18 protein-coding genes are annotated in these 18,620 nt (G+C 58.8%); 9 read left to right on the forward strand and 9 right to left on the reverse strand.

The window, feature by feature from the left end; genetic code table 11:
- Positions 1-106: 106 nt before the first annotated feature.
- Positions 107-385 carry a DUF1145 domain-containing protein gene (locus tag WG29040_RS10725; protein WP_029612262.1) on the forward strand — a complete coding sequence of 93 codons (279 nt, stop codon included), beginning with the start codon at positions 107-109 and terminating at the stop codon, positions 383-385.
- Entirely contained in the window at positions 378-1,136 is a 759-nt protein-coding gene (locus WG29040_RS10730) for a hypothetical protein (protein WP_003443149.1), read from the forward strand. Before WG29040_RS10725 ends, WG29040_RS10730 begins: the two co-directional genes overlap by 8 nt.
- Positions 1,137-1,205: 69 nt before the next feature.
- Here WG29040_RS10730 and WG29040_RS10735 read toward each other — a convergent pair whose 3' ends face one another.
- Positions 1,206-1,670, reverse strand: coding sequence for a CopD family protein (locus WG29040_RS10735; RefSeq protein ID WP_003443148.1), 465 nt, complete (start codon positions 1,668-1,670; stop codon positions 1,206-1,208).
- 98 nt (positions 1,671-1,768) lie between these two features.
- Between WG29040_RS10735 and dinG the strand changes: the two genes are divergently transcribed.
- The 6 genes from dinG (at position 1,769) to WG29040_RS10765 (ending at position 10,419) form a co-directional block, all read left to right on the forward strand.
- The gene (gene dinG / locus WG29040_RS10740; RefSeq protein ID WP_003443147.1) at positions 1,769-3,913 is read left to right on the forward strand and encodes an ATP-dependent DNA helicase DinG; all 2,145 of its coding nucleotides are present in this window, start codon (positions 1,769-1,771) and stop codon (positions 3,911-3,913) included.
- Between the two features lie 93 nt (positions 3,914-4,006).
- Positions 4,007-6,358 carry a beta-galactosidase gene (locus tag WG29040_RS10745; RefSeq protein WP_127196128.1) on the forward strand — a complete coding sequence of 784 codons (2,352 nt, stop codon included), beginning with the start codon at positions 4,007-4,009 and terminating at the stop codon, positions 6,356-6,358.
- Positions 6,359-6,710: 352 nt separating this feature from the next.
- Complete coding sequence (locus WG29040_RS10750) at positions 6,711-7,856, forward strand: EstA family serine hydrolase (protein ID WP_003443145.1); 1,146 nt, start codon at positions 6,711-6,713, stop codon at positions 7,854-7,856.
- Between the two features lie 109 nt (positions 7,857-7,965).
- Positions 7,966-9,096 carry an OmpA family protein gene (locus WG29040_RS10755; RefSeq protein ID WP_127196129.1) on the forward strand — a complete coding sequence of 377 codons (1,131 nt, stop codon included), beginning with the start codon at positions 7,966-7,968 and terminating at the stop codon, positions 9,094-9,096.
- A gap of 23 nt (positions 9,097-9,119) precedes the next feature.
- Positions 9,120-9,767 (forward strand): pyridoxamine 5'-phosphate oxidase, encoded by a 648-nt coding sequence (gene pdxH, locus WG29040_RS10760; RefSeq protein ID WP_003443143.1) that lies wholly within the window; start codon positions 9,120-9,122, stop codon positions 9,765-9,767.
- A 187-nt stretch (positions 9,768-9,954) separates the two neighbouring features.
- Positions 9,955-10,419, forward strand: coding sequence for a glycine zipper 2TM domain-containing protein (locus WG29040_RS10765; protein ID WP_003443142.1), 465 nt, complete (start codon positions 9,955-9,957; stop codon positions 10,417-10,419).
- A gap of 100 nt (positions 10,420-10,519) precedes the next feature.
- Here WG29040_RS10765 and nhaA read toward each other — a convergent pair whose 3' ends face one another.
- The 4 genes from nhaA to WG29040_RS10785 all read right to left on the reverse strand — a co-directional run bounded on the left by nhaA (position 10,520) and on the right by WG29040_RS10785 (position 15,099).
- A complete protein-coding gene (gene nhaA / locus WG29040_RS10770; protein WP_010655673.1) occupies positions 10,520-11,701 on the reverse strand; it encodes a Na+/H+ antiporter NhaA in 1,182 nt (393 codons plus the stop codon).
- 263 nt (positions 11,702-11,964) lie between these two features.
- On the reverse strand, positions 11,965-13,575 hold the full coding sequence (locus WG29040_RS10775) for an NAD(P)/FAD-dependent oxidoreductase (RefSeq protein ID WP_003443140.1): 1,611 nt from the start codon (positions 13,573-13,575) through the stop codon (positions 11,965-11,967).
- A 100-nt stretch (positions 13,576-13,675) separates the two neighbouring features.
- Positions 13,676-14,347, reverse strand: a complete 672-nt coding sequence (locus WG29040_RS10780) for a COG3650 family protein (protein ID WP_003443139.1) — start codon at positions 14,345-14,347, stop codon at positions 13,676-13,678.
- Between the two features lie 152 nt (positions 14,348-14,499).
- Complete coding sequence (locus tag WG29040_RS10785) at positions 14,500-15,099, reverse strand: short chain dehydrogenase (protein WP_127196130.1); 600 nt, start codon at positions 15,097-15,099, stop codon at positions 14,500-14,502.
- 105 nt (positions 15,100-15,204) lie between these two features.
- Between WG29040_RS10785 and WG29040_RS10790 the strand changes: the two genes are divergently transcribed.
- Positions 15,205-16,119 carry a LysR family transcriptional regulator gene (locus WG29040_RS10790; protein ID WP_010655675.1) on the forward strand — a complete coding sequence of 305 codons (915 nt, stop codon included), beginning with the start codon at positions 15,205-15,207 and terminating at the stop codon, positions 16,117-16,119.
- On the opposite strand, the gene WG29040_RS10795 is transcribed toward WG29040_RS10790, so the two are convergent.
- From WG29040_RS10795 to WG29040_RS10810, 4 genes are read right to left on the reverse strand one after another with little or no spacing between them, the layout of a single operon-like run.
- Positions 16,110-16,613, reverse strand: coding sequence for a DoxX family protein (locus tag WG29040_RS10795; RefSeq protein ID WP_127196131.1), 504 nt, complete (start codon positions 16,611-16,613; stop codon positions 16,110-16,112). The two genes, WG29040_RS10790 and WG29040_RS10795, sit on opposite strands and share 10 nt — an antisense overlap.
- Positions 16,610-17,383, reverse strand: coding sequence for a DNA-binding domain-containing protein (locus WG29040_RS10800; protein WP_003443135.1), 774 nt, complete (start codon positions 17,381-17,383; stop codon positions 16,610-16,612). Before WG29040_RS10800 ends, WG29040_RS10795 begins: the two co-directional genes overlap by 4 nt.
- The gene (locus WG29040_RS10805; protein ID WP_127196132.1) at positions 17,380-18,258 is read right to left on the reverse strand and encodes a DUF692 domain-containing protein; all 879 of its coding nucleotides are present in this window, start codon (positions 18,256-18,258) and stop codon (positions 17,380-17,382) included. The genes WG29040_RS10800 and WG29040_RS10805 overlap by 4 nt, the downstream gene beginning before the upstream one ends.
- A 22-nt stretch (positions 18,259-18,280) precedes the next feature.
- Positions 18,281-18,583: a DUF2282 domain-containing protein gene (locus WG29040_RS10810; RefSeq protein ID WP_127196133.1), complete on the reverse strand. Its 303-nt coding sequence runs from the start codon at positions 18,581-18,583 to the stop codon at positions 18,281-18,283.
- Positions 18,584-18,620 lie beyond the last annotated feature (37 nt).

The raw sequence follows: 18,620 nt of genomic DNA on the forward strand, positions 1-18,620 counted from the left end.
TGATCAGACCAATCAACCCCGGGCTGTTTTTTTGCAAGGTTCACTGGCGCCGGCCTCCTGCAAGCCGTTAATGTGCGCTCAAAGAAAAACATAAAAGGGCAGGGGTATGCAGGTACTTAGGGGGCTGGGGAAAGTGTTGATGCTGTTGTTCTGGGGGATTGCGCTGAGCAACATTTACAAGCCGCTGATCAACCCGCTCGATTTACTGATTAATCTGGCTGGCAGTCTGTTACTGCTGACCCATGTACTTGAATTGCTGTTGTTCAACAGCAGTCTGCGGGACCGTCCGCACCCTTGGCGTGATCGCCTTTACATCCTTCTGGTTGGAATCCTTCACGTGCAAACCCTTGGTACTTCTTCAAAGCGAGACGACAGCCATGCGTAAACTTTGTCTGTTGGCCGCCTTGTGCAGCCCTTTTGCCCATGCCGACGTGGTCATGGTGCAAGCCAACTCCCTGATGCGCCTGCCGGGTAACGCCAGTGTGTTGCAGCTGGAAAAACTCGAAGTGGCGGACTACGGCACGCTGCTGATTCCCGCTGGCGTCACCCGGGTCGACATCGACCAGTTGCACCTGGGGCGCGAGGCGCGCATCACCCTGGTGCCTGCCGAGCCTGGCATCGAGCTGCGCGTTGGCCGGGCCGAATTTGACGAAGGCAGTCAAATCAATGCCCGAGGGGCTCCGGGCACCTTTGAAAAGCCTGCCCGAGCGGCACGGGATCTGAGTGTACGGATTGAATCGCTGCAAGCACCGCAATTGCTCATTGATGCCCGTGGCGGCACGGGTGCGCCGGGTTTTTCCGGGCTTGATGGTGGTAATGGCCAGGCGCCGGGTTGTACCTGGGGTGCGGCGGGTGCCGGGGCCAATGGCGACGACGGAGGTAATGGTCAGGCGGGTGCTGCGGGTGCACGGGTACGGGTTGAACTGCCGCGCGACTACCCGGCGGAGCTGATCAGCGTGCGGGTGGATGGCGGGGCAGGGGGCAAGCCGGGCGAAGCCGGGCGTGCGGGCGCTGGTGGCAAATCCAAGGGTTGCATTGTGTACCGTACCGACGGCGGAAAATCCGGTCGCCCGGGGCTGGCCGGACAACCGGGCGATGCCGGAGCCGCCGGCATGGTGACCATTGAGCGCTTGTAACGGTAATGCGCCACCTTTGATCTAGAGCCCTGCCGGGAAGCCCGGCCTCCCGGCAGGGCGGGGCAGCCCTTAAAACATGGGGCGGGCCGCCGCAATGGCTACCAGCACCAGCCCTACGATCAAGTTACATCCCACCAGGCGTCTGATCCGGCCCATGACCGCCGCACCTGCGGCCCACTGCTGGTCCTGCACGGCTTTGCGCAACTCCGGCAGTTGCAGAGACTGAATCCGGATAAACAGCGCCACCATCACAATGTACAAGCCCATCATTATCTGGACATAACGCGGGGCGGTTTCGAAACCGCTGAAGCGCATCTGCAGCAGCCCTACACCGCTTATCGGCAAAATCACCACCGCCAGCCATACCCAGACAAAAAACCGTTGAAACACTTCTACCCACAGTTTTAACCGCACAGGGCCTTCAAGGGCCGTCACAGCTGCCGGGCGCAGGATCATCCAGGCAAAAAACATCCCTCCCACCCAGATCAGGGCGGCCAGTAAATGCAGGCTGTAGGCGAGGCTAAAGGCGGTCATTGGGGTACTCCGTGCGGCGCAGGATGAATTAGCGGGGTATGATAGCGGCCATTCGAACCACTGAAAATTTATCCAGCGTTTCTCGCGCCCGAAGAACCATGATTAGTAACGAACTAAAATCCCAGATCCAGGGCGCTTACTCGCGTTTTCTCGAAGCCAAGAGCCTCAAACCACGCTACGGCCAGCGTTTGATGATCGCCGAAGTGGCCAAAGTGCTGGGCGATATCGATACCGATGAAGAAGGCCACCGCAGTGGCGAACCGGCTGTGGTCGCCGTCGAGGCCGGCACCGGTACCGGCAAGACTGTCGCCTATAGCCTGGCCGCCATCCCTACGGCCAAGGCCGCCGGCAAGCGTCTGGTTATCGCCACGGCGACCGTGGCCCTGCAAGAGCAGATCGTCTATAAAGACCTCCCCGACCTTATGCGTAACAGCGGGCTGAATTTCAGCTTTGCGCTGGCCAAAGGCCGCGGGCGTTATATGTGTCTGTCCAAACTCGACATGCTGCTGCAAGAAGGCCACGCGCAAACCGCGACGGCACAGCTGTTCGAGGAAGAAGGCTTCAAGATCGAAGTGGATGAGGCCAGTCAGAAGCTGTTCACCAGCATGATCGAGAAGCTTGCCGGCAATAAATGGGACGGTGACCGCGACAGCTGGCCCCAAGCCCTGGAAGACCAGGACTGGGCGCGCCTGACCACCGACCACAGCCAGTGCACCAACCGGCATTGCCCCAACTTCGGCCAGTGCGCCTTTTACAAGGCTCGCGAAGGCATGAGCAAGGTGGACGTGATTGTCACCAACCACGACATGGTTCTGGCGGATCTTGCGCTGGGCGGCGGTGCAGTGCTGCCTGACCCCCGTGACACGCTGTACGTGTTCGACGAAGGTCACCATTTACCGGACAAGGCCATCGGCCATTTCGCCCACTACACCCGTTTGCGCTCAACGGCCGACTGGCTTGAGCAAACGGCCAAAAATCTCACCAAACTGCTTGCCCAGCATCCGCTGCCGGGTGACCTGGGGCGTTTGCTGGAGCAGGTGCCGGAGCTGGCGAAAGAGATCAAGGCCCAGCAGCAGTTCATGTTCACTGCCTGTGAGCAGGTGGCCGACTTCAAAGTGGGCGAAGAGCCTGAAGGTCGTGAGCGCCCGCGTCATCGCTTTATCGGCGGCGTGATCCCCGATCACATGCGTGAAATGGGGATCGAGCTGAAGAAAGGCTTTTCGCGTCTGACCGACCTGTTCACCCGTCTGACAGAAATTCTCAAGGACGGCATGGACGGCGAGGTCAATATTGGCATCACCAGCAACCAGGCCGAAGAATGGTATCCGCTGTTTGGCAGCCTGCTGTCCCGCGCCCAGGGCAACTGGGAGTTATGGACCGCTTTTACCACCGAAGACCCCGAGGACAACCCGCCCATGGCGCGCTGGATGACCCTGGCTGAAAGTGGTTCGCTGTTTGATATCGAGGTCAATGCCAGCCCCATCCTTGCCGCGGAAATGCTCCGTCGCAACTTGTGGAACGTGGCCTACGGAGCCCTGGTCACATCGGCCACCCTGACCGCGCTGGGCACCTTTGACCGTTTCCGCATGCGTGCCGGGCTGCCCAAAGCCGCCGTCACGGCAGTGGTGCCGAGTCCGTTTCATCATGCCGACGCCGGTGTCCTGCGGGTGCCGGACCTCAAGGCTGACCCGCGGGATGCCGTGGCCCATACCGCGGCGATCATTCGCGACTTGCCCGCTCTGGTAGAAGGCTCGCGGGGTACGCTGGTGCTGTTTTCCTCGCGCAAGCAAATGCAGGACGTGTTTGACGGTCTGGAGCGCGACTGGCGCAAGCAGGTGTTTATCCAGGGCAACCTGTCGAAACAGGAAACCCTCAACAAGCACAAGGCACGGGTGGATGGCGGGGACTCGAGCGTGCTGTTCGGCCTGGCCAGTTTTGCCGAAGGGGTCGATTTGCCCGGCGCCTATTGCGAGCACGTGGTAATCGCCAAAATTCCGTTTTCGGTGCCTGATGATCCTGTGGAAGCGGCGCTGGCCGAGTGGATCGAAGCGCGGGGCGGTAATCCGTTCATGGAGATTTCGGTGCCGGATGCTTCGCTCAAACTGGTTCAGGCCTGCGGTCGTCTGCTGCGTACCGAACAGGACCGCGGCACCATTACATTGCTCGACCGGCGGCTGGTCACCCAGCGCTATGGCAAGGCCATCCTCAACGCCTTGCCGCCTTTCCGTCGCGAAATTTCTTAAGCCCGGGCCGGCGTCTTTGCCGGCTTTGCTGTCTATGCTGTTTCTTCAACACCTCACAGGCTGTTTTCGGCCGTTTGGGAGAACCTGATCCATATGATTCGCCGTTCGCTGTCTGCTGTTTTTGCGTTGCTGGTCACGACCCCGCTATTGGCGGCACCTGCCGGTCAACAAACCTTGTTCAACTTCGTTCGTCCTGCCGATGTGGTGCAAGTGGCGACCGTGGATGCGAGCTTGCCGCAATACAACGCGGAGCAAACGGCGGAAGGTGAAGTGCTGCGCCGCGTGACCTTTAACCCGGCTGCTGCGCCAAGCCTGCGTCTCACGCCGCAAACCGGCGCATGGGACTGGTCGCAGTCGGGGATGATGACCCTGCGTATCCAGAATGCGATGAGCTGGGCGCTCACCCTCTATGTGACCGTGCAAAGCAATAACGGCAAGACCCTCACCAGCCGGGTCGACTTACCTGCGGGACCGGCGCAAACCCTGTTACTGCCGTTGCAGGCGAATTCGCCGTACAGCCAGGGTATGCGCGCGGGACCGCCGATGCCGATGACTGTCGACGGGCAACGTATCTTGCTGGCCAGCACCCAAGGTGCGATTGATCTCAGCCAGGTGGTATCGGTCACCTTGTCCATCCCGCAACCCAATGCCGCGCAAAGCATTTTGCTCGAACGCTTTGGCGTGCAGGATGATGCCGGTGTGATCAAGGCCGTATACGGCTCGATCGTGGATAGCTACGGCCAGTCGACCCGGGCCAAGTGGCCGGAGCGAGTGGCCAATGATGAACAGCTCAAAGCCGCCGCTGCCAAAGAACAGCAGTTGCTCAAGGGCTGGCTGGCCAAACGGGGGGATCAGGACAAGTTTGGCGGTTCGCTCAAAGGTCCGGGGTTCAAGGCTACCGGCTTTTTTTACACCGAAAAACGCAATGGACGCTGGAATCTGGTGACCCCGCAAGGCCATCCGTTTTATTCCTTGGGCCTGAATGCCGTGACGGCCAACGATAGCCAGACCTACGTTGCCGGGCGTGAGTGGATGTTCACCGATCTGCCCGAGCAGGGTGCGCCTCTGGCCGGTTATTACGGTTCATCGAACAGCAACAACGGTAACGGTTCCGCGCAGGGGCGAGGTTACAACGTTGGCCGCTGGTACAACTTCTATGGCGCCAACCTGCAACGGATTTACGCGCAGCCTTGCGAGGCCGGCAAAACAGTCCCCGGGGCCGAGCCTGTTATTCCATGTGCGCCACAAGTTATTGATGCCAAGCGCTGGCAGGAACACGCCCTGGATCGCCTGCAAGCCTGGGGCTTTAACACCATCGGCAACTGGAGCGATCCGGAACTGGGGCTCAATGATCGGGTGCCTTACACCTTGCCGCTGTCGATAGTCGGTGACTACGCCAGCATCAGCACGGGTGCCGACTGGTGGGGCGGCATGCCCGATCCGTTTGACCCGCGCTTTGCCATGGCCACCGAGCGCGCAGTGGCGATTGCTGCCCGCGACCATCGGGATGACCCATGGCTGATCGGTTATTTCGCGGACAACGAACTGGCCTGGGCCGGCCCCGGTAATGATCCGGCATCACGCTATGCACTGGCCCTGGGCACCTTGCGGCTGACCACGGACGTACCGGCCAAACGTGCATTTCTGAAGCAGTTGCGCGACAAGTACCGTAACCAGCAAGGCCTGTCCAAAGCCTGGGGTGTCGATATCCCGGCGTGGGAGCTGATGGAAGACCCGGGTTTCGAGGCGCCGCTGCCCAACGCCGAGCACCCGGAAATTGAAGCGGATTATCAGTATTTCCAAAAGGTCTTCGCCGATACCTATTTCAAGACCATTTCCGACTCGCTGAAGTGGCATGCCCCGAATCACTTGCTGCTGGGCGGCCGCTTTGCCGTGAGCACACCAGAAGCCGTGGCCTCGTGCGCCAAGTATTGCGACGTACTGAGTTTCAACTTCTATACCCTGCAGCCGCAGGACGGTTATGACTTCGCCAAACTGCGCGAACTGGACAAGCCGGTGATGATCACTGAATTCAACTTTGGCTCCCGCGACCGCGGCCCGTTCTGGGGCGGCATGACCGAAGTGGCCAGCGAAGAAGCCCGCGGTCCGGCCTATGCCAGGTTTCTCAAGCAGGCAGTGGCTGAGCCGTCGATTGTCGGCGTGCACTGGTTCCAGTACCTGGATCAGCCGGTTACCGGCCGTTTACTCGATGGCGAGAATGGTCACTTCGGCATGATCGGTATCACCGATCTGCCGTTTACCGGCTTTGTCGACAGCGTGCGTAAAACCAACCTGCTGGTCCTCGATCAACTCGGCCAAGAGGCCGCCAAGGCCCAGGTCGATGCTGACCAGGCCGCCAAAGCCCCGGTGCATACACCTCAGGATGGCAGCGCTGGAAGCTCTGGCCCGGGCCATGCCGGCGGTCATTCAGGTAAAGGTCACTGATCTGCGAAACCGGGCGGCGAGTCACTGCGTCGCTCCAGGGGGCCTGCGCCCTTCTAGATAGCATTTGAAAACCTGGCGCTTCCATTCAACTGAATGGAGGCTTCGAAATGGATGCGAAAGGGAGGTGGGCAAGCGGGGTCGAAGCCGTTCAGCGTGCACGCATGCGATTCGGGCCCGCTACGACTGTTCGGCAGGGATTTCACAAAAAATCCACTCTCACGCTGATACCTTCTGCGCCGACTGCGTAATGCACAAAAATTGTGCGTTGGTAGCGGTTTGCTCTGTTTCAAAATCTCACAGGGACTGGAACAATGCATGCCTTGTAGAGCCATGCTTGATTCAGGAGGTGCGGGTGCAGATTCAGGGTTTTCACGACCTTAAGTTCGAAGCAGTACGTGAGGCGTTTGCCGATCTGTTCAATGATCCGCAAGAACGCGGCGCGGCACTGTGCATCCGGATCGGCGGCGAAACGGTGCTCGATTTGTGGGCCGGCACCTCTGACAAGGACGCAGAGCAACCTTGGCACACCGACACCATTGCCAATCTGTTTTCCTGTACCAAGACCTTTACCGCAGTCACTGCGTTGCAGTTGGTAGAAGAGGGCAAGCTGGAGCTCGATGTACCTGTTGCCCGGTATTGGCCTGAGTTCGCTGCTGCGGGCAAAGAGTCGATCACGTTGCGTCAGTTGCTCAGCCATCGCGCCGGCTTGCCGGCAATACGTGAATCAATGCCGGCGGCTGCCTTGTATGAATGGCAGACCATGGTGGATGCGCTGGCCGCGCAAGCGCCCTGGTGGACCCCCGGTGAAGGGCATGGTTACGCCGCAATCACTTATGGCTGGTTGGTGGGCGAGTTGATTCGTCGGGCCGACGGGCGCAGTGCGGGCCAATCGATAATGGCGCGTACCGCCAGGCCTTTGGGGCTGGATTTCCATATCGGGCTGGCGGATGAAGAGTTTTACCGGGTGGCCCATATTGCTCGCAGCAAAGGCACGATGGGCGATGCGGCAGCGCAACGCCTGTTGAAAGCGATGATGAATGAGCCGGCTTCGATCAGCACTCGGGCATTCACCAACCCGCCGTCTATCATGACCAGCACCAATAAGCCGGAATGGCGGCGGATGGAGCAGCCGGCGGCCAACGGCCACGGCAATGCCCGAAGCCTGGCCGGTTTCTACAGCGGTTTGCTGGATGGCAGTTTGCTTGAAGCCGAAATGCTCGGGCAATTGACCCGTGAGCACAGCATCGGTCCGGATAAAACCTTGCTGACGCAGACTCGCTTCGGGCTGGGCTGCATGCTGGATCAACCGGATGTAGCCAACGCTACCTTCGGCCTGGGCCCCAAGGCGTTTGGTCATCCCGGGGCAGGAGGGTCGATAGGCTTTGCCGATCCGGAGCGGGATGTGGCTTTTGGCTTCGTTACTAATACACTTGGGCCTTATGTATTGATGGACCCACGGGCGCAAAAGCTGGTTAAAGTCTTGGCGAGGTGTCTATAACCGGGTATTTGTAGGCCGTAGGTCGGAACCCTGTAGCTTTTATGCGTTTAATACGTTTTTTTATGTAGGCATAGCGCCTTTTATTCTTAATTCATTGTGTGGATATTCAATGTCATCTAATAAGACCCTCGCTCTGGCTCTTTGCCTGGCAATTACCGGTTGTGCACAAACTCCACAGAATGACGCCGCAGGTGGTCACAAATGGTGGCAGCTGGGCTCTTCCGACCAAGCGTCGACGCCTTCCGATAAAAGCGCCAGCGCACCTTCCAAGCCTGCAGACACTAAAGTAACTGCGCCGGTCGCCAAAACTGCCGCAGCGCCTGCGACTCCTGCTGTAGCCGAAGCCAAAGAAAGCGCTTTCAGCTGGTGGCCATTTGGTTCCGACTCGGCCAAAAAAGATGCCCCGGCGGAGAAAGAAAAGGTAGTGGCTGGCGCCGCAGCTCCTGCAACAACATCGACCAAAAATTGGTGGTGGCCGTTTGATAGCGCTGCCAAAGACAGCAAGCCCGCAACGGTTGGCGTGATTCCAATGCCAGATCCGAAAATCACTCAGGCCTGGCTGGACGAGTACGAGCCTCGCCTGCGTGCAGCAATCAAAGACACCAACCTGCAACTGGAGCGTCGCGAAAGCTTGCTGGTGATCGTGGCCTCGGCTGATAGCTCGTTCAAGGCTACACGCCCGGATTTGTTGATGCCGTCCATGCTTGGCCCGTTCACACGTGTGGCCAAAGTGGTTGAAGGCGATCCCAAAACTGCAGTACTGGTGCTTGGCCATGCGGACGCCACAGGCGCCATGGCAGCCAACACCCGACTGAGCCTGGATCGTGCCAAATCAGTGGCGGCTATCTTCCGCATGAGCGGTCTGCAGAGCAATCGTCTGACCCTGCGTGGCATGGGCTCGGTAATGCCTCGTGCAGCCAACGACAGTAATGAAGGTCGTGCACTGAACCGCCGGGTTGAAATCCTCATGACTCCGCAAGCGACCATGGTCGCGCTGGTCAGCAAATACAGCCAGCCTGCCTTGTCGCCATCTGATCTGGTTGCAGTGCAGCCGGCTGTTGCGCCGTCGATTGCGAAAAAAGCGGCTGCTCCTGCCAAGAAAGCGGTGGTTGCCAAAAAAGGCGCCCCGGCTAAAGCCCCGGCTAAAAAGGCAGTGAAAGCTGCTCCAGCCAAAAAGCCGGTAGTGGCTAAAGCCGACACCAGTAAAAAGGTTGCTGCTAACGATCAGGCCAAGAACTGATTGATTCAGGAAAGGATTGGCTCATGACTCAATCGCTGGCAGATATGCGCCGTGATTACACCCGTGACGGGCTGACCGAGGCTCAGGCTCCGGATGAGCCTTTCGCGCTGTTTCATCAGTGGTTCAGTGACGCGGTCAAAACCGAGCAGCCACCGGTCGAAGCCAACGCCATGACCCTGGCCACGGTCGATGCACAGGGTCGCCCGCATTGTCGGGTGCTCCTGCTTAAAGGTCTGGATGATCAGGGTTTTACCTTTTTCACCAACTACACCAGCGCCAAGGGCCAGCAATTGGCCGCATGTCCCTTTGCGGCGATGACCTTTTTCTGGCCTACCCTGGAGCGCCAGGTGCGTATCGAAGGTCAGGTGATCAAGGTGTCGGCGAAAGAGTCCGATGCCTACTATCAGGTTCGCCCGTTGGGTAGCCGGATCGGGGCCTGGGCTTCGCCACAAAGCCAGGTGATTGCGGGTCGCGAAGAGTTGATCGGGCTGCTTGAAGCCACAGAGGCGCGTTTCAGCGAGACCCAGCCGCACTGTCCTGAACACTGGGGCGGTTATCGGTTATTGCCCGAGCGCATCGAGTTCTGGCAGGGGCGTCCAAGCCGTCTGCATGACCGGCTGAACTATCGTTTTGACGGCGCTCGCTGGACCCTTGAGCGGCTGGCGCCCTGAAGTCGCTACCGGGAGGCTGCGTAATGCAAAACGGTAATTACGCGCTACCCTTACACGAGTTTTTAGAGAGTTGTCAGGCCTGACGAGACTGTACAGGCGCTGAATAAAGGCTGTTTATCTGCGCCGCGCGGTGACATGTACCCGGCTGCAGAGTTTAATGTATCCCTGATCTTTTGGAGTTGATCCTATGCGTAAGTCCGTACTGTTAGTTGCTGCTTTTTCGACCATGACAGTTTTGTTGGGCGGCTGCACCTCGAGCTTGACCGGCGACACCTACTCGCGCGATGAAGCGCGCCGCGTGCAAACTGTTCGCATGGGCACCATCGTTGCCCTGCGTCCGGTACAGATTGAAGGCACCAAAACCCCGATCGGCGCTGCAACAGGTGCTGTTATCGGCGGCGTTGGTGGCAGTGCTATCGGTGGTGGCCGTGGCAGCATCGTGACCGCCGTTATCGGTGCAGTAGCTGGTGGCCTGCTGGGCTCGGCAGCCGAGTCGGGCCTGACCAAGACCCAGGGTGTAGAAATCACCGTACGTGAAGACGACGGCAGCACCCGTGCCTACGTGCAGCAGGTTGAGCCGAACCAGGTGTTCCGTACCGGTGAGCGTGTACGCATCATGACTGTTGACGGTACCAGCCGCGTTACCCAGTAACGCCCAGGCGACACCGTTAAAAACAAAACCCCGGCCAGTGTGAACTGGCCGGGGTTTTTGTTTATCTATGACCCTTATCCGGGAGCGGGCTCGCGCAAGGTCAGGCGACCTGTTGTTTACGGCTAAAGAACGCCGTAACCCCGTAGCCAATCAGCGCCGCCAGAATTGAGCCGGTCAGGATGCCCATGCGGTCCATTCCCACGTAATCACTGCTTCCCGCCACAAACGCCAGGGAGCCTACGAACAGGCTCATGGTGAACCCGATACCGCACAGAATCGCTACGCCAAACACCTGACCCCAGTTAGCACCGGCCGGCAGCGCTGCACAGCCGGTTTTAATCACGATCCAGGTCAAGCCAAACACGCCCAGGGTTTTACCGAGCAGCAAGCCTGTGGCGATCCCCATCGGCACGTGGTGGGTAAAGCTGTGCAGGTTGACGCCTGTCAGCGAGACGCCGGCATTGGCGAAAGCAAACAATGGCAAAATCCCGTAAGCCACCCAGGGGTGCAGCGCATGTTCGATGCCCATCAGTGGTGACGGTTCGGAGTTCCTGGTCCGCAGCGGGATGCAGAATGCCAGGGTCACACCCGCCAGCGTGGCATGCACGCCGCTTTTAAGCACGCATACCCAGAGGATCAGTCCGATGATCATGTAAGGGGCGATCTTGACCACGCCCATGCGGTTCATCGCGATCAAAATCACCAGGCACGCCGCAGCCAGCATCAGGGATACCCCTGACAGCTCGGTGGTGTAGAACACCGCAATCACAATGATTGCGCCCAGATCATCAATGATCGCCAGGGTCATCAAGAACAGTTTGAGTGACGCCGGGACACGTTTGCCGAGCAGGGCCAGCACCCCAAGGGCGAAGGCAATATCAGTGGCCATCGGGATTGCCCAGCCGCCATGGGCGTCCGGGAAATCTTTGTTGATGTACCAGTAAATCAGTGCCGGCACTACCATGCCGCCAACTGCGGCTGCACCGGGCAGTACTACCTGGGACGGTCTGGACAGCTGTCCGTCGAGCAGTTCGCGTTTGACCTCCAGGCCAATCAGCAGAAAGAACAAAGCCATCAGGCCATCGTTGATCCACAGCAGCGAGGGCTTGGCGATTTGCAAGGCACCGATCTGCACGGCCACCGGTACGTCAAGAAAGGCTGTGTAGTAGTGGGAAAGCGGCGAATTGTTGATGATCAAAGCCAGAGCCGCAGCTGCAATCAACAACAGACCGCTGGCAGCTTCCAACTGAAAGAAACGAGTGAAAGTGCTACGCAGAGGCAAGGTGGCTCTCCATCGGATAGTTATGGGGTGCGATACCCGGACTTGTGAACCCGCTGGTTAAAACAAAAACCGGGTTGGCTTTTGTTTTAAACAACGCGTTGATCTCACTTCGACAAAGAGCCTAGCAGTTGAGTGCCCAATGGAGCCGCGTTGAGTTTGAGCAGACTGCAGGAACTGTCCTGTGGATCAAACTGTACCGCTGCCTGGAGCTGAAAAGGGCTGCGTAACAGCCCTTGTCGAAGCCTGGCGGCAGCGGTACAGGGTCAGGCTTCGATACCGAGAATATCCCGGGCAACGGCTTCGGCAATCCGGATGCCATCCACGCCCGCCGACAGAATTCCGCCGGCGTATCCTGCGCCTTCGCCAGCCGGGAACAGGCCTTTGACATTGAGACTCTGCATCGACCCGTCGCGGGTCATGCGCAATGGCGATGAGGTGCGAGTTTCGATCCCGGTCAGGATCGCGTCATGCATCGAGAAACCTTTGATCTGCTTCTCGAATGCCGGCAAGGCTTCGCGGATGGCTTCAATGGCGTAGGCCGGCAAAGCCAGTGCCAAATCACCCAGGGATACGCCCGGCTTGTAGGACGGTTCAACACTGCCCAGTGCGGTGGACGGCTTGCCCGCAATAAAGTCGCCAACCAATTGCGCCGGCGCTTCGTAGTTGCTGCCGCCCAACACATAGGCGTGGGCCTCCAGACGCTCTTGCAACTCGATACCGGCCAGAGGTCCACCCGGGTAGTCTTCGGGGGTAATGCCGACCACGATGCCTGAGTTGGCATTGCGTTCATTACGCGAGTATTGGCTCATGCCGTTGGTCACGACGCGGCCGGGTTCGCTGGTGGCTGCAACCACTGTACCGCCGGGGCACATGCAGAAGCTGTAGACCGAGCGGCCGTTTTTGGCGTGGTGAACCAGCTTGTAATCAGCGGCGCCCAGCTTCGGGTGACCGGCGTACTTGCCGAGGCGCGCGCTGTCGATCAACGACTGCGGGTGCTCGATACGGAAACCCACCGAGAACGGCTTGGCCTCCATATATACACCGCGCTCATGGAGCATGCGGAAGGTGTCTCGGGCGCTGTGGCCCAGGGCCATGATCACGTGCCGCGAGTTCAGTTGCTCGCCATCGGCCAGGACCACACCGGTCAAGTGTCCGTCATCGATCAATACGTCGGTAACGCGTTGCTGGAAGCGTACCTCGCCGCCCAGCGCCTCGATTTGCTGGCGCATGTTTTCGACTACGCCGGTCAGACGGAACGTACCGATGTGCGGTTTGCTGACATAGAGGATTTCGTCCGGCGCACCGGCTTTGACAAACTCGTGCAGCACTTTGCGACCGTGGTGTTTCGGGTCTTTGATCTGGCTGTAGAGCTTGCCGTCCGAGAAGGTCCCGGCGCCACCTTCGCCAAACTGCACGTTCGATTCAGGGTTCAGGACGTTTTTGCGCCACAGGCCCCAAGTGTCTTTGGTGCGCTGGCGCACTTCAGTGCCGCGCTCAAGAATGATCGGCTTGAAGCCCATTTGTGCCAGCAGCAAGCCAGCGAAAATACCGCATGGGCCAAAACCCACCACAATCGGGCGTTCGCGTAAATCCTGGGGCGCGTGGCCGACAACTTTGTAGCTGACGTCCGGAGCAGGATTGACGTTGCGGTCATCCGCGAACCGCAGCAACAGCGGGGCTTCATCGCGCACGCTCAGGTCGATGGTGTAGATGAAGCACAATTCGGAGGTTTTTTTGCGCGCATCGTAGCTGCGCTTGAACAAGGTGAAATCGAGCAGGTCATCGCTGGCGATGCCCAGGCGCTGCACGATGGCAGGGCGCAGGTCTTCTTCGGGATGGTCGATCGGCAACTTGAGTTCGGTAATTCGTAACATGACAGTGTCCAATAGAGGGGCCAGGCAAACCCCGGCAGCCTTAACGCGAACCGGCGATTATAAGCTGCCTGGAGGTCAGACCGTCAGCAACATTTGTCGTTTAGTCGTTACGTGCGCCACCGAAGTAGCCACAACCACGCTGTACCTGACCGTTGACCCGCAGTTCAGCGCCCAGATGCTGAATGCTGCCGTTGACACTGTCCGTGCAGCGTTGCGGGGCGACCCAGAGTTCGATGTGTTGGTTGTTGGCTTCTGTGGACAGGGAGAAGCGACCGTCGCCGACCTGTTCCTCAACAAAAGGCAGTGCCAGTTGTGGCTGGCCTTCGCGTTTTAGCACCATGCCCTTGGCGCCTGCCTGGACTTCCCACGCCGGGCCATTGCCGTTGGCATGCACGGTGATTTGTTTGAAGTTGGGGTCTTTGCAGGCGGAACTGTTGCGCTCCAGGCGATACAGTTGTTGCAGCTGAACTTCGCCGTCAGTGCCGGGGACTTTACCGGTGACAAAGCTGCCGCGAATGTCGGCGAACAACTTGCCGGGCTTGTCAGGCATGTCCGTGGCGTCTTGCACCAGGGTGGTACTGGCACTGTCACGCACCACATAGCGCTGTTGCCCGACGCATGGCTGAAAAATTAACTGGCCATTGGCCGAAACCAGCTCACCTTGCAGACGGGTCATGCCGGCATTGCTGTCAGCGGGTTTACTGTTGAACATTTGGCAGCCCGCAAAAAGGGGCAACAGGGCGAACAAAACCAAGGAACGAGCAGCACGCATCATTGAGACTCCTGACTAGTGCTGCCACGTTACTTAGGCGCGAAGTGCTGCACAAGGGGCGATCTTTTTTTCCGCCGGGCAGGCCCTGCGCGAGCATGCCCGTTCGAGATTTTTTGATCCGCAAAGCCCGCCCCTGCAAAGAGACTGGTCGATTAGCCGACCTGATAGGTTTGCCCGGTGTGCAGGCCTTCTACGCTTTTGGCGTAGGCCAACGCCACCTCAGCTGCTGCGACCGACTTGAATCCGCGGAAGTATGCGGCATATTTGCCCATGGCTTCGGTCAGCACGGTAGGGCTCACCGAGTTCACCCGCAGGCCGCGGGGCAGTTCGATCGCCGCGGCTTTTACGAAGCCATCCAGTGCGGCGTTTACCAGCGCTGCGCTGCTGCCGGTACGAATCGGCTCACGGTTGATTACACCGCTGGTGAACGTAAACGAAGCGCCGTCGTTAGCAAATTCACGACCGATCAGCAGCAGATTGACCTGCCCCATCAGTTTGTCCTGCAAGCCCAGGGTGAAGTCTTTTTCGCTCATCTCGGCCAATGGCACGAAATTGACGTTGCCTGCAGCGCACACCAGGGCGTCGAAGCGACCGGTCTTTTCAAACAGTTGCCGAATCGAAGCGCTGTTGCTGATATCAACCTGGAAATCGCCACTGCTGCGACCAATGCGCACGATTTCATGGCGGGGCGACAACTCGCGGTCAATGGCTGAGCCTATGGTGCCCGTAGCGCCGATCAACAGAATCTTCATTGCCATGTTCCTTCAGTGATGGGGTGTGGGTTGAGTCTAATGCTGGTGTTTTAAGGTGATAAGCGCACTAATGGGCAACCTTTGGTTTTCATATGGAAACAATCAATGAGCGAAGTGGATGACCTGGCGGCGTTCGCGGTGTTGATCGATGCCGGCAGTTTTACCCTGGCGTCCCAGCAGCTGGGGTGCAGCAAAGGGCAGTTGTCCAAGCGCATCAGCCACCTTGAAGCGCAGTTCTCGGTGGTGTTGCTGCACCGCACTACCAGGCGCCTGAGTCTGACTGCAGCCGGCGCTGCATTGCTGCCCCAGGCTCAGGCGCTGGTAGTACAAGTGGAGCGTGCGCGTCAGGCATTGGCACGGCTCAAGGATGACATGGCAGGTCCGGTGCGTATGACTGTGCCCGTGTCACTGGGTGAAACCTTCTTTGATGCACTGCTGCTGGAGTTCTCCCGGGATTACCCGCAGGTGCAGATTGAGCTGGAGCTCAACAACAGTTATCGCGATTTGGCGCGGGACGGTTTTGATCTGGCGATCCGCTCGCAAGTGAGCAGTCACGAGCGGTTAGTGGCCAGGCCCGTGCTGACCTGGCATGAAGTCACTTGCGCCAGCCCGGCCTATCTTGAGCAACACGGCGAGCCGGATACTCCGCAGCAACTGGTGGAGCATCAGTGCTTGCTGAACAGTCACTACAGTGGGCGTGAGGAGTGGCAGTACCACCAGCAGCATGATTTGCATCGGGTTCGGGTATCGGGGGTGTTCGCCAGTAATCACTACAGTTTGCTGAAAAAAGCCGCCCTGATCGGTTCGGGAATCGCCCGTTTGCCGTCTTACATGCTCCAGGCTGAGCTGGCGGACGGGCGTTTGCGCGGCTTGTTGCGTGATTATCAGACCCGCAGCAATCCCATGTATCTGGTGCATCCCTATCAGGGGGGCTTGCCCAGGCGCACCCAGGTGCTGGCGGACTACCTGACGGGCTGGTTTAAGCGTAGCGGTGAGGCATTAGACCGGCTTCAGCCATAGCGGCGCGCAATCAGCCGGTCAATTGAACAGGCGCCCGGACCTCTTGCCATCAGGTACAACAGAATTGCGATCCAGGTGCCGTGGGTCGGGTAAGCATCGGGGTAGACGAACAACTGAATGGTCAGGGTCATGCCCAGCAGGGCCAGCGCCGAAAAGCGGGTAGCGAAACCCAGCAGGATCAACACCGGGAACAGATGCTCACTGAGGGTCGCCGCGTATGCAGCTACATCAGGGGGCAGCAGTGGCAGCTGGTAATCGGTGCTGAACAGGTAGGTGGTGGACGCGGCCAGGTGCGGTACGCCGAGCTGGAACGTACCGTTAACCAGGTCGATGGCAAAACCTTCGACTTTGGTCTGGCCTGACTTCCAGAACACGGCGGCAATGGAAAAGCGTGCGATCAAAGCGATCAAACTGTGGGGGATGCGCTGCATGAGTGCAATTGCGTACTCGATCCAACGGCGTAACAGGCAGGAGGTTGCGACAGGCGTGTTCATGGTGAAATCTCGGGAGCAGGGGACAAATCAGTGATGGCGTCATGGGTAATCAGCAGCGCCAGGGCCTGGCTCAAGTCAAAGTAAGGATCAACCTGCAGGGCATGTTCCGCGGCGGGCCCCAAGGCATGGCCGCTCTGCAGATGCCTGATAAAGGCCGTGTAACCGGGTCTGACGGCGAATACCTCGACAGATAATCCATAACGCAGCACCACGGTGCTTTGTGGCAGGCTCAGGTCAAGTCCCTGGCTTAGTTCCTCGTTTTGATGTGCGGCCCATAAATCGGCTACGGCGTAAGGCGAGTCCAGGGTTGCAACGCCGGGGTGCAGCTGCAGGTGCAACTGACCGAGACTTTCTGGCACCTTGAGCATCCGGGCCAGTACCTGCGGATCCACCGCGCAGGCGTCTGCTGCGTGATAGGCCGCTACACACAAGCGCTCAAGACGTGCGGTATCTGCCAGGTAGGGCAGGCTCCTGGCGGGCTCGAAATCGCCAATGAAGTCAGCAAAACGGACGCCATAGGTGCTCATTATCGGACTGTCAGGCGGGCTTTTTTTAATGAATAGCCGTGCCATTTCCTGAAAAAAATACTCGCCCACCAACCTGGCCACTACGGGATAACTGAATGCCAGCGCATTGATCAACCCTCTCTGGACATTGTTGCGATACACCGCGAAACGGCTCTCGATGTGCCCGTTGCGCGATACCAAACCTCGCGGGCATGGCTGTTGGGAGTCAAGCACGGCTGCGCTGAACGCTTCTTGTAGTCTCATGTTCGCTCCCGGGTCGTTAGCAGGTAACAGTCAGCGAGCTCGGCCTGGGCGAGCAGTTCGCTGAAAACAGGCAATTGGTTGTCGCGCTCGATCAGCGTGGCCACCGGGCCAACGCATTCCAGTACCTGCTGGTACAACGCCCAGACAGCCTGGTCGACGGGGGCGCCATGGCTATCGATCAGCAAGCGCTGCCCTGACTGGTCGATATCTTCTGCAAAGCCTGCCAGATGAAGTTCGCCCACCGCGTGCAAGGGCAGTGCATTGATATAGGCCAGGGGGTCGCGGTCATGGTTGACGCAGGACACGTACACATTGTTAACGTCCAGTAACAGGCCGCAGCCGCTACGGGAGATGACTTCATGAATGAAGCTCGCTTCGTCGAAATGTGTCTGGTCGAACTCCACATAGGTCGCGGGATTTTCCAGCAGTATCTGGCGCTGCAAGGTGTTTTGAACCTGATCTATATGTGCGCAGACCCGCTGCAGGGTGCTCAGGTCATAGCGCAAAGGCAGCAAGTCGTTGAGAAAATGCGGCCCGTGGCTGGACCAGGCCAGATGTTCTGAAAACACCCGGGGCCGGTAGCGGGCAAGTAAAGTTTGTAAACGTTGCAGATGCTCGATATTGAGTGGGGTGTCGCTGCCAATCGACAGGCCGACCCCATGAATCGACAACGGGTAGCGTTCTCTGATCAGACCCAGGTAATGATGGAAGGGGCCGCCTGCCACCATGTAGTTTTCTGCATGTACTTCAAAGAACCCGACATCAGGCAGGGATTCCAGTACATCCTTGAAGTGTTCGGCCTTGAGCCCCAGGCCCGCACGCGGCGGGAGCTGGGAGATACGAGGCGCGATGAGCGAAGCAGTTGAACTGTGCATCATCAGGACCCATGGCTGGATATCAGGATTTGGCAGTGAAAGCGGCAAGTTGGCCAAAGCCGGTGGATGAGGTGTGGCTGGCCGTTTTATCGCAGGTACCTTTAGGCACGAGTTTCCAGGCATCGCCCTGGTAGTCGGTTTTGGAGGTGCCTGCGCAGGTGGTGCCCGCGCCTGCGGCACAATCGTTTTGGCCTTTCAAGGCAACCCCGAAGCACTTCTCCATATCGCCGGCCGCCTGGGCTGGCAAAGCGGCAACGGTCAAAGTAGAGCCCAGGGCAAGAGCCAGGGCTGCAGCGGAAAAAGTGCGGGTGGTTTTGTTGTTCATGGTGAGTCTCCAGGGGTGATATTTACTACGCCGGCCA

The organism is Pseudomonas sp. PAMC 29040 (assembly GCF_003994535.1).
Taxonomy (GTDB): domain Bacteria; phylum Pseudomonadota; class Gammaproteobacteria; order Pseudomonadales; family Pseudomonadaceae; genus Aquipseudomonas; species Aquipseudomonas paraversuta.

Coding starts and splice junctions, on each gene's coding strand:
- WG29040_RS10725 (WP_029612262.1), top strand. CDS start 107: ATGCAGGTACTTAGGGGGCTGGGGAAAGTGTTGATGCTGTTGTTCTGG.
- WG29040_RS10730 (WP_003443149.1), top strand. CDS start 378: ATGCGTAAACTTTGTCTGTTGGCCGCCTTGTGCAGCCCTTTTGCCCAT.
- WG29040_RS10735 (WP_003443148.1), bottom strand. CDS start 1,670: ATGACCGCCTTTAGCCTCGCCTACAGCCTGCATTTACTGGCCGCCCTG.
- dinG (WP_003443147.1), top strand. CDS start 1,769: ATGATTAGTAACGAACTAAAATCCCAGATCCAGGGCGCTTACTCGCGT.
- WG29040_RS10745 (WP_127196128.1), top strand. CDS start 4,007: ATGATTCGCCGTTCGCTGTCTGCTGTTTTTGCGTTGCTGGTCACGACC.
- WG29040_RS10755 (WP_127196129.1), top strand. CDS start 7,966: ATGTCATCTAATAAGACCCTCGCTCTGGCTCTTTGCCTGGCAATTACC.
- pdxH (WP_003443143.1), top strand. CDS start 9,120: ATGACTCAATCGCTGGCAGATATGCGCCGTGATTACACCCGTGACGGG.
- WG29040_RS10765 (WP_003443142.1), top strand. CDS start 9,955: ATGCGTAAGTCCGTACTGTTAGTTGCTGCTTTTTCGACCATGACAGTT.
- WG29040_RS10775 (WP_003443140.1), bottom strand. CDS start 13,575: ATGTTACGAATTACCGAACTCAAGTTGCCGATCGACCATCCCGAAGAA.
- WG29040_RS10780 (WP_003443139.1), bottom strand. CDS start 14,347: ATGCGTGCTGCTCGTTCCTTGGTTTTGTTCGCCCTGTTGCCCCTTTTT.
- WG29040_RS10785 (WP_127196130.1), bottom strand. CDS start 15,099: ATGAAGATTCTGTTGATCGGCGCTACGGGCACCATAGGCTCAGCCATT.
- WG29040_RS10790 (WP_010655675.1), top strand. CDS start 15,205: ATGAGCGAAGTGGATGACCTGGCGGCGTTCGCGGTGTTGATCGATGCC.
- WG29040_RS10795 (WP_127196131.1), bottom strand. CDS start 16,613: ATGAACACGCCTGTCGCAACCTCCTGCCTGTTACGCCGTTGGATCGAG.
- WG29040_RS10800 (WP_003443135.1), bottom strand. CDS start 17,383: ATGAGACTACAAGAAGCGTTCAGCGCAGCCGTGCTTGACTCCCAACAG.
- WG29040_RS10805 (WP_127196132.1), bottom strand. CDS start 18,258: ATGCACAGTTCAACTGCTTCGCTCATCGCGCCTCGTATCTCCCAGCTC.
- WG29040_RS10810 (WP_127196133.1), bottom strand. CDS start 18,583: ATGAACAACAAAACCACCCGCACTTTTTCCGCTGCAGCCCTGGCTCTT.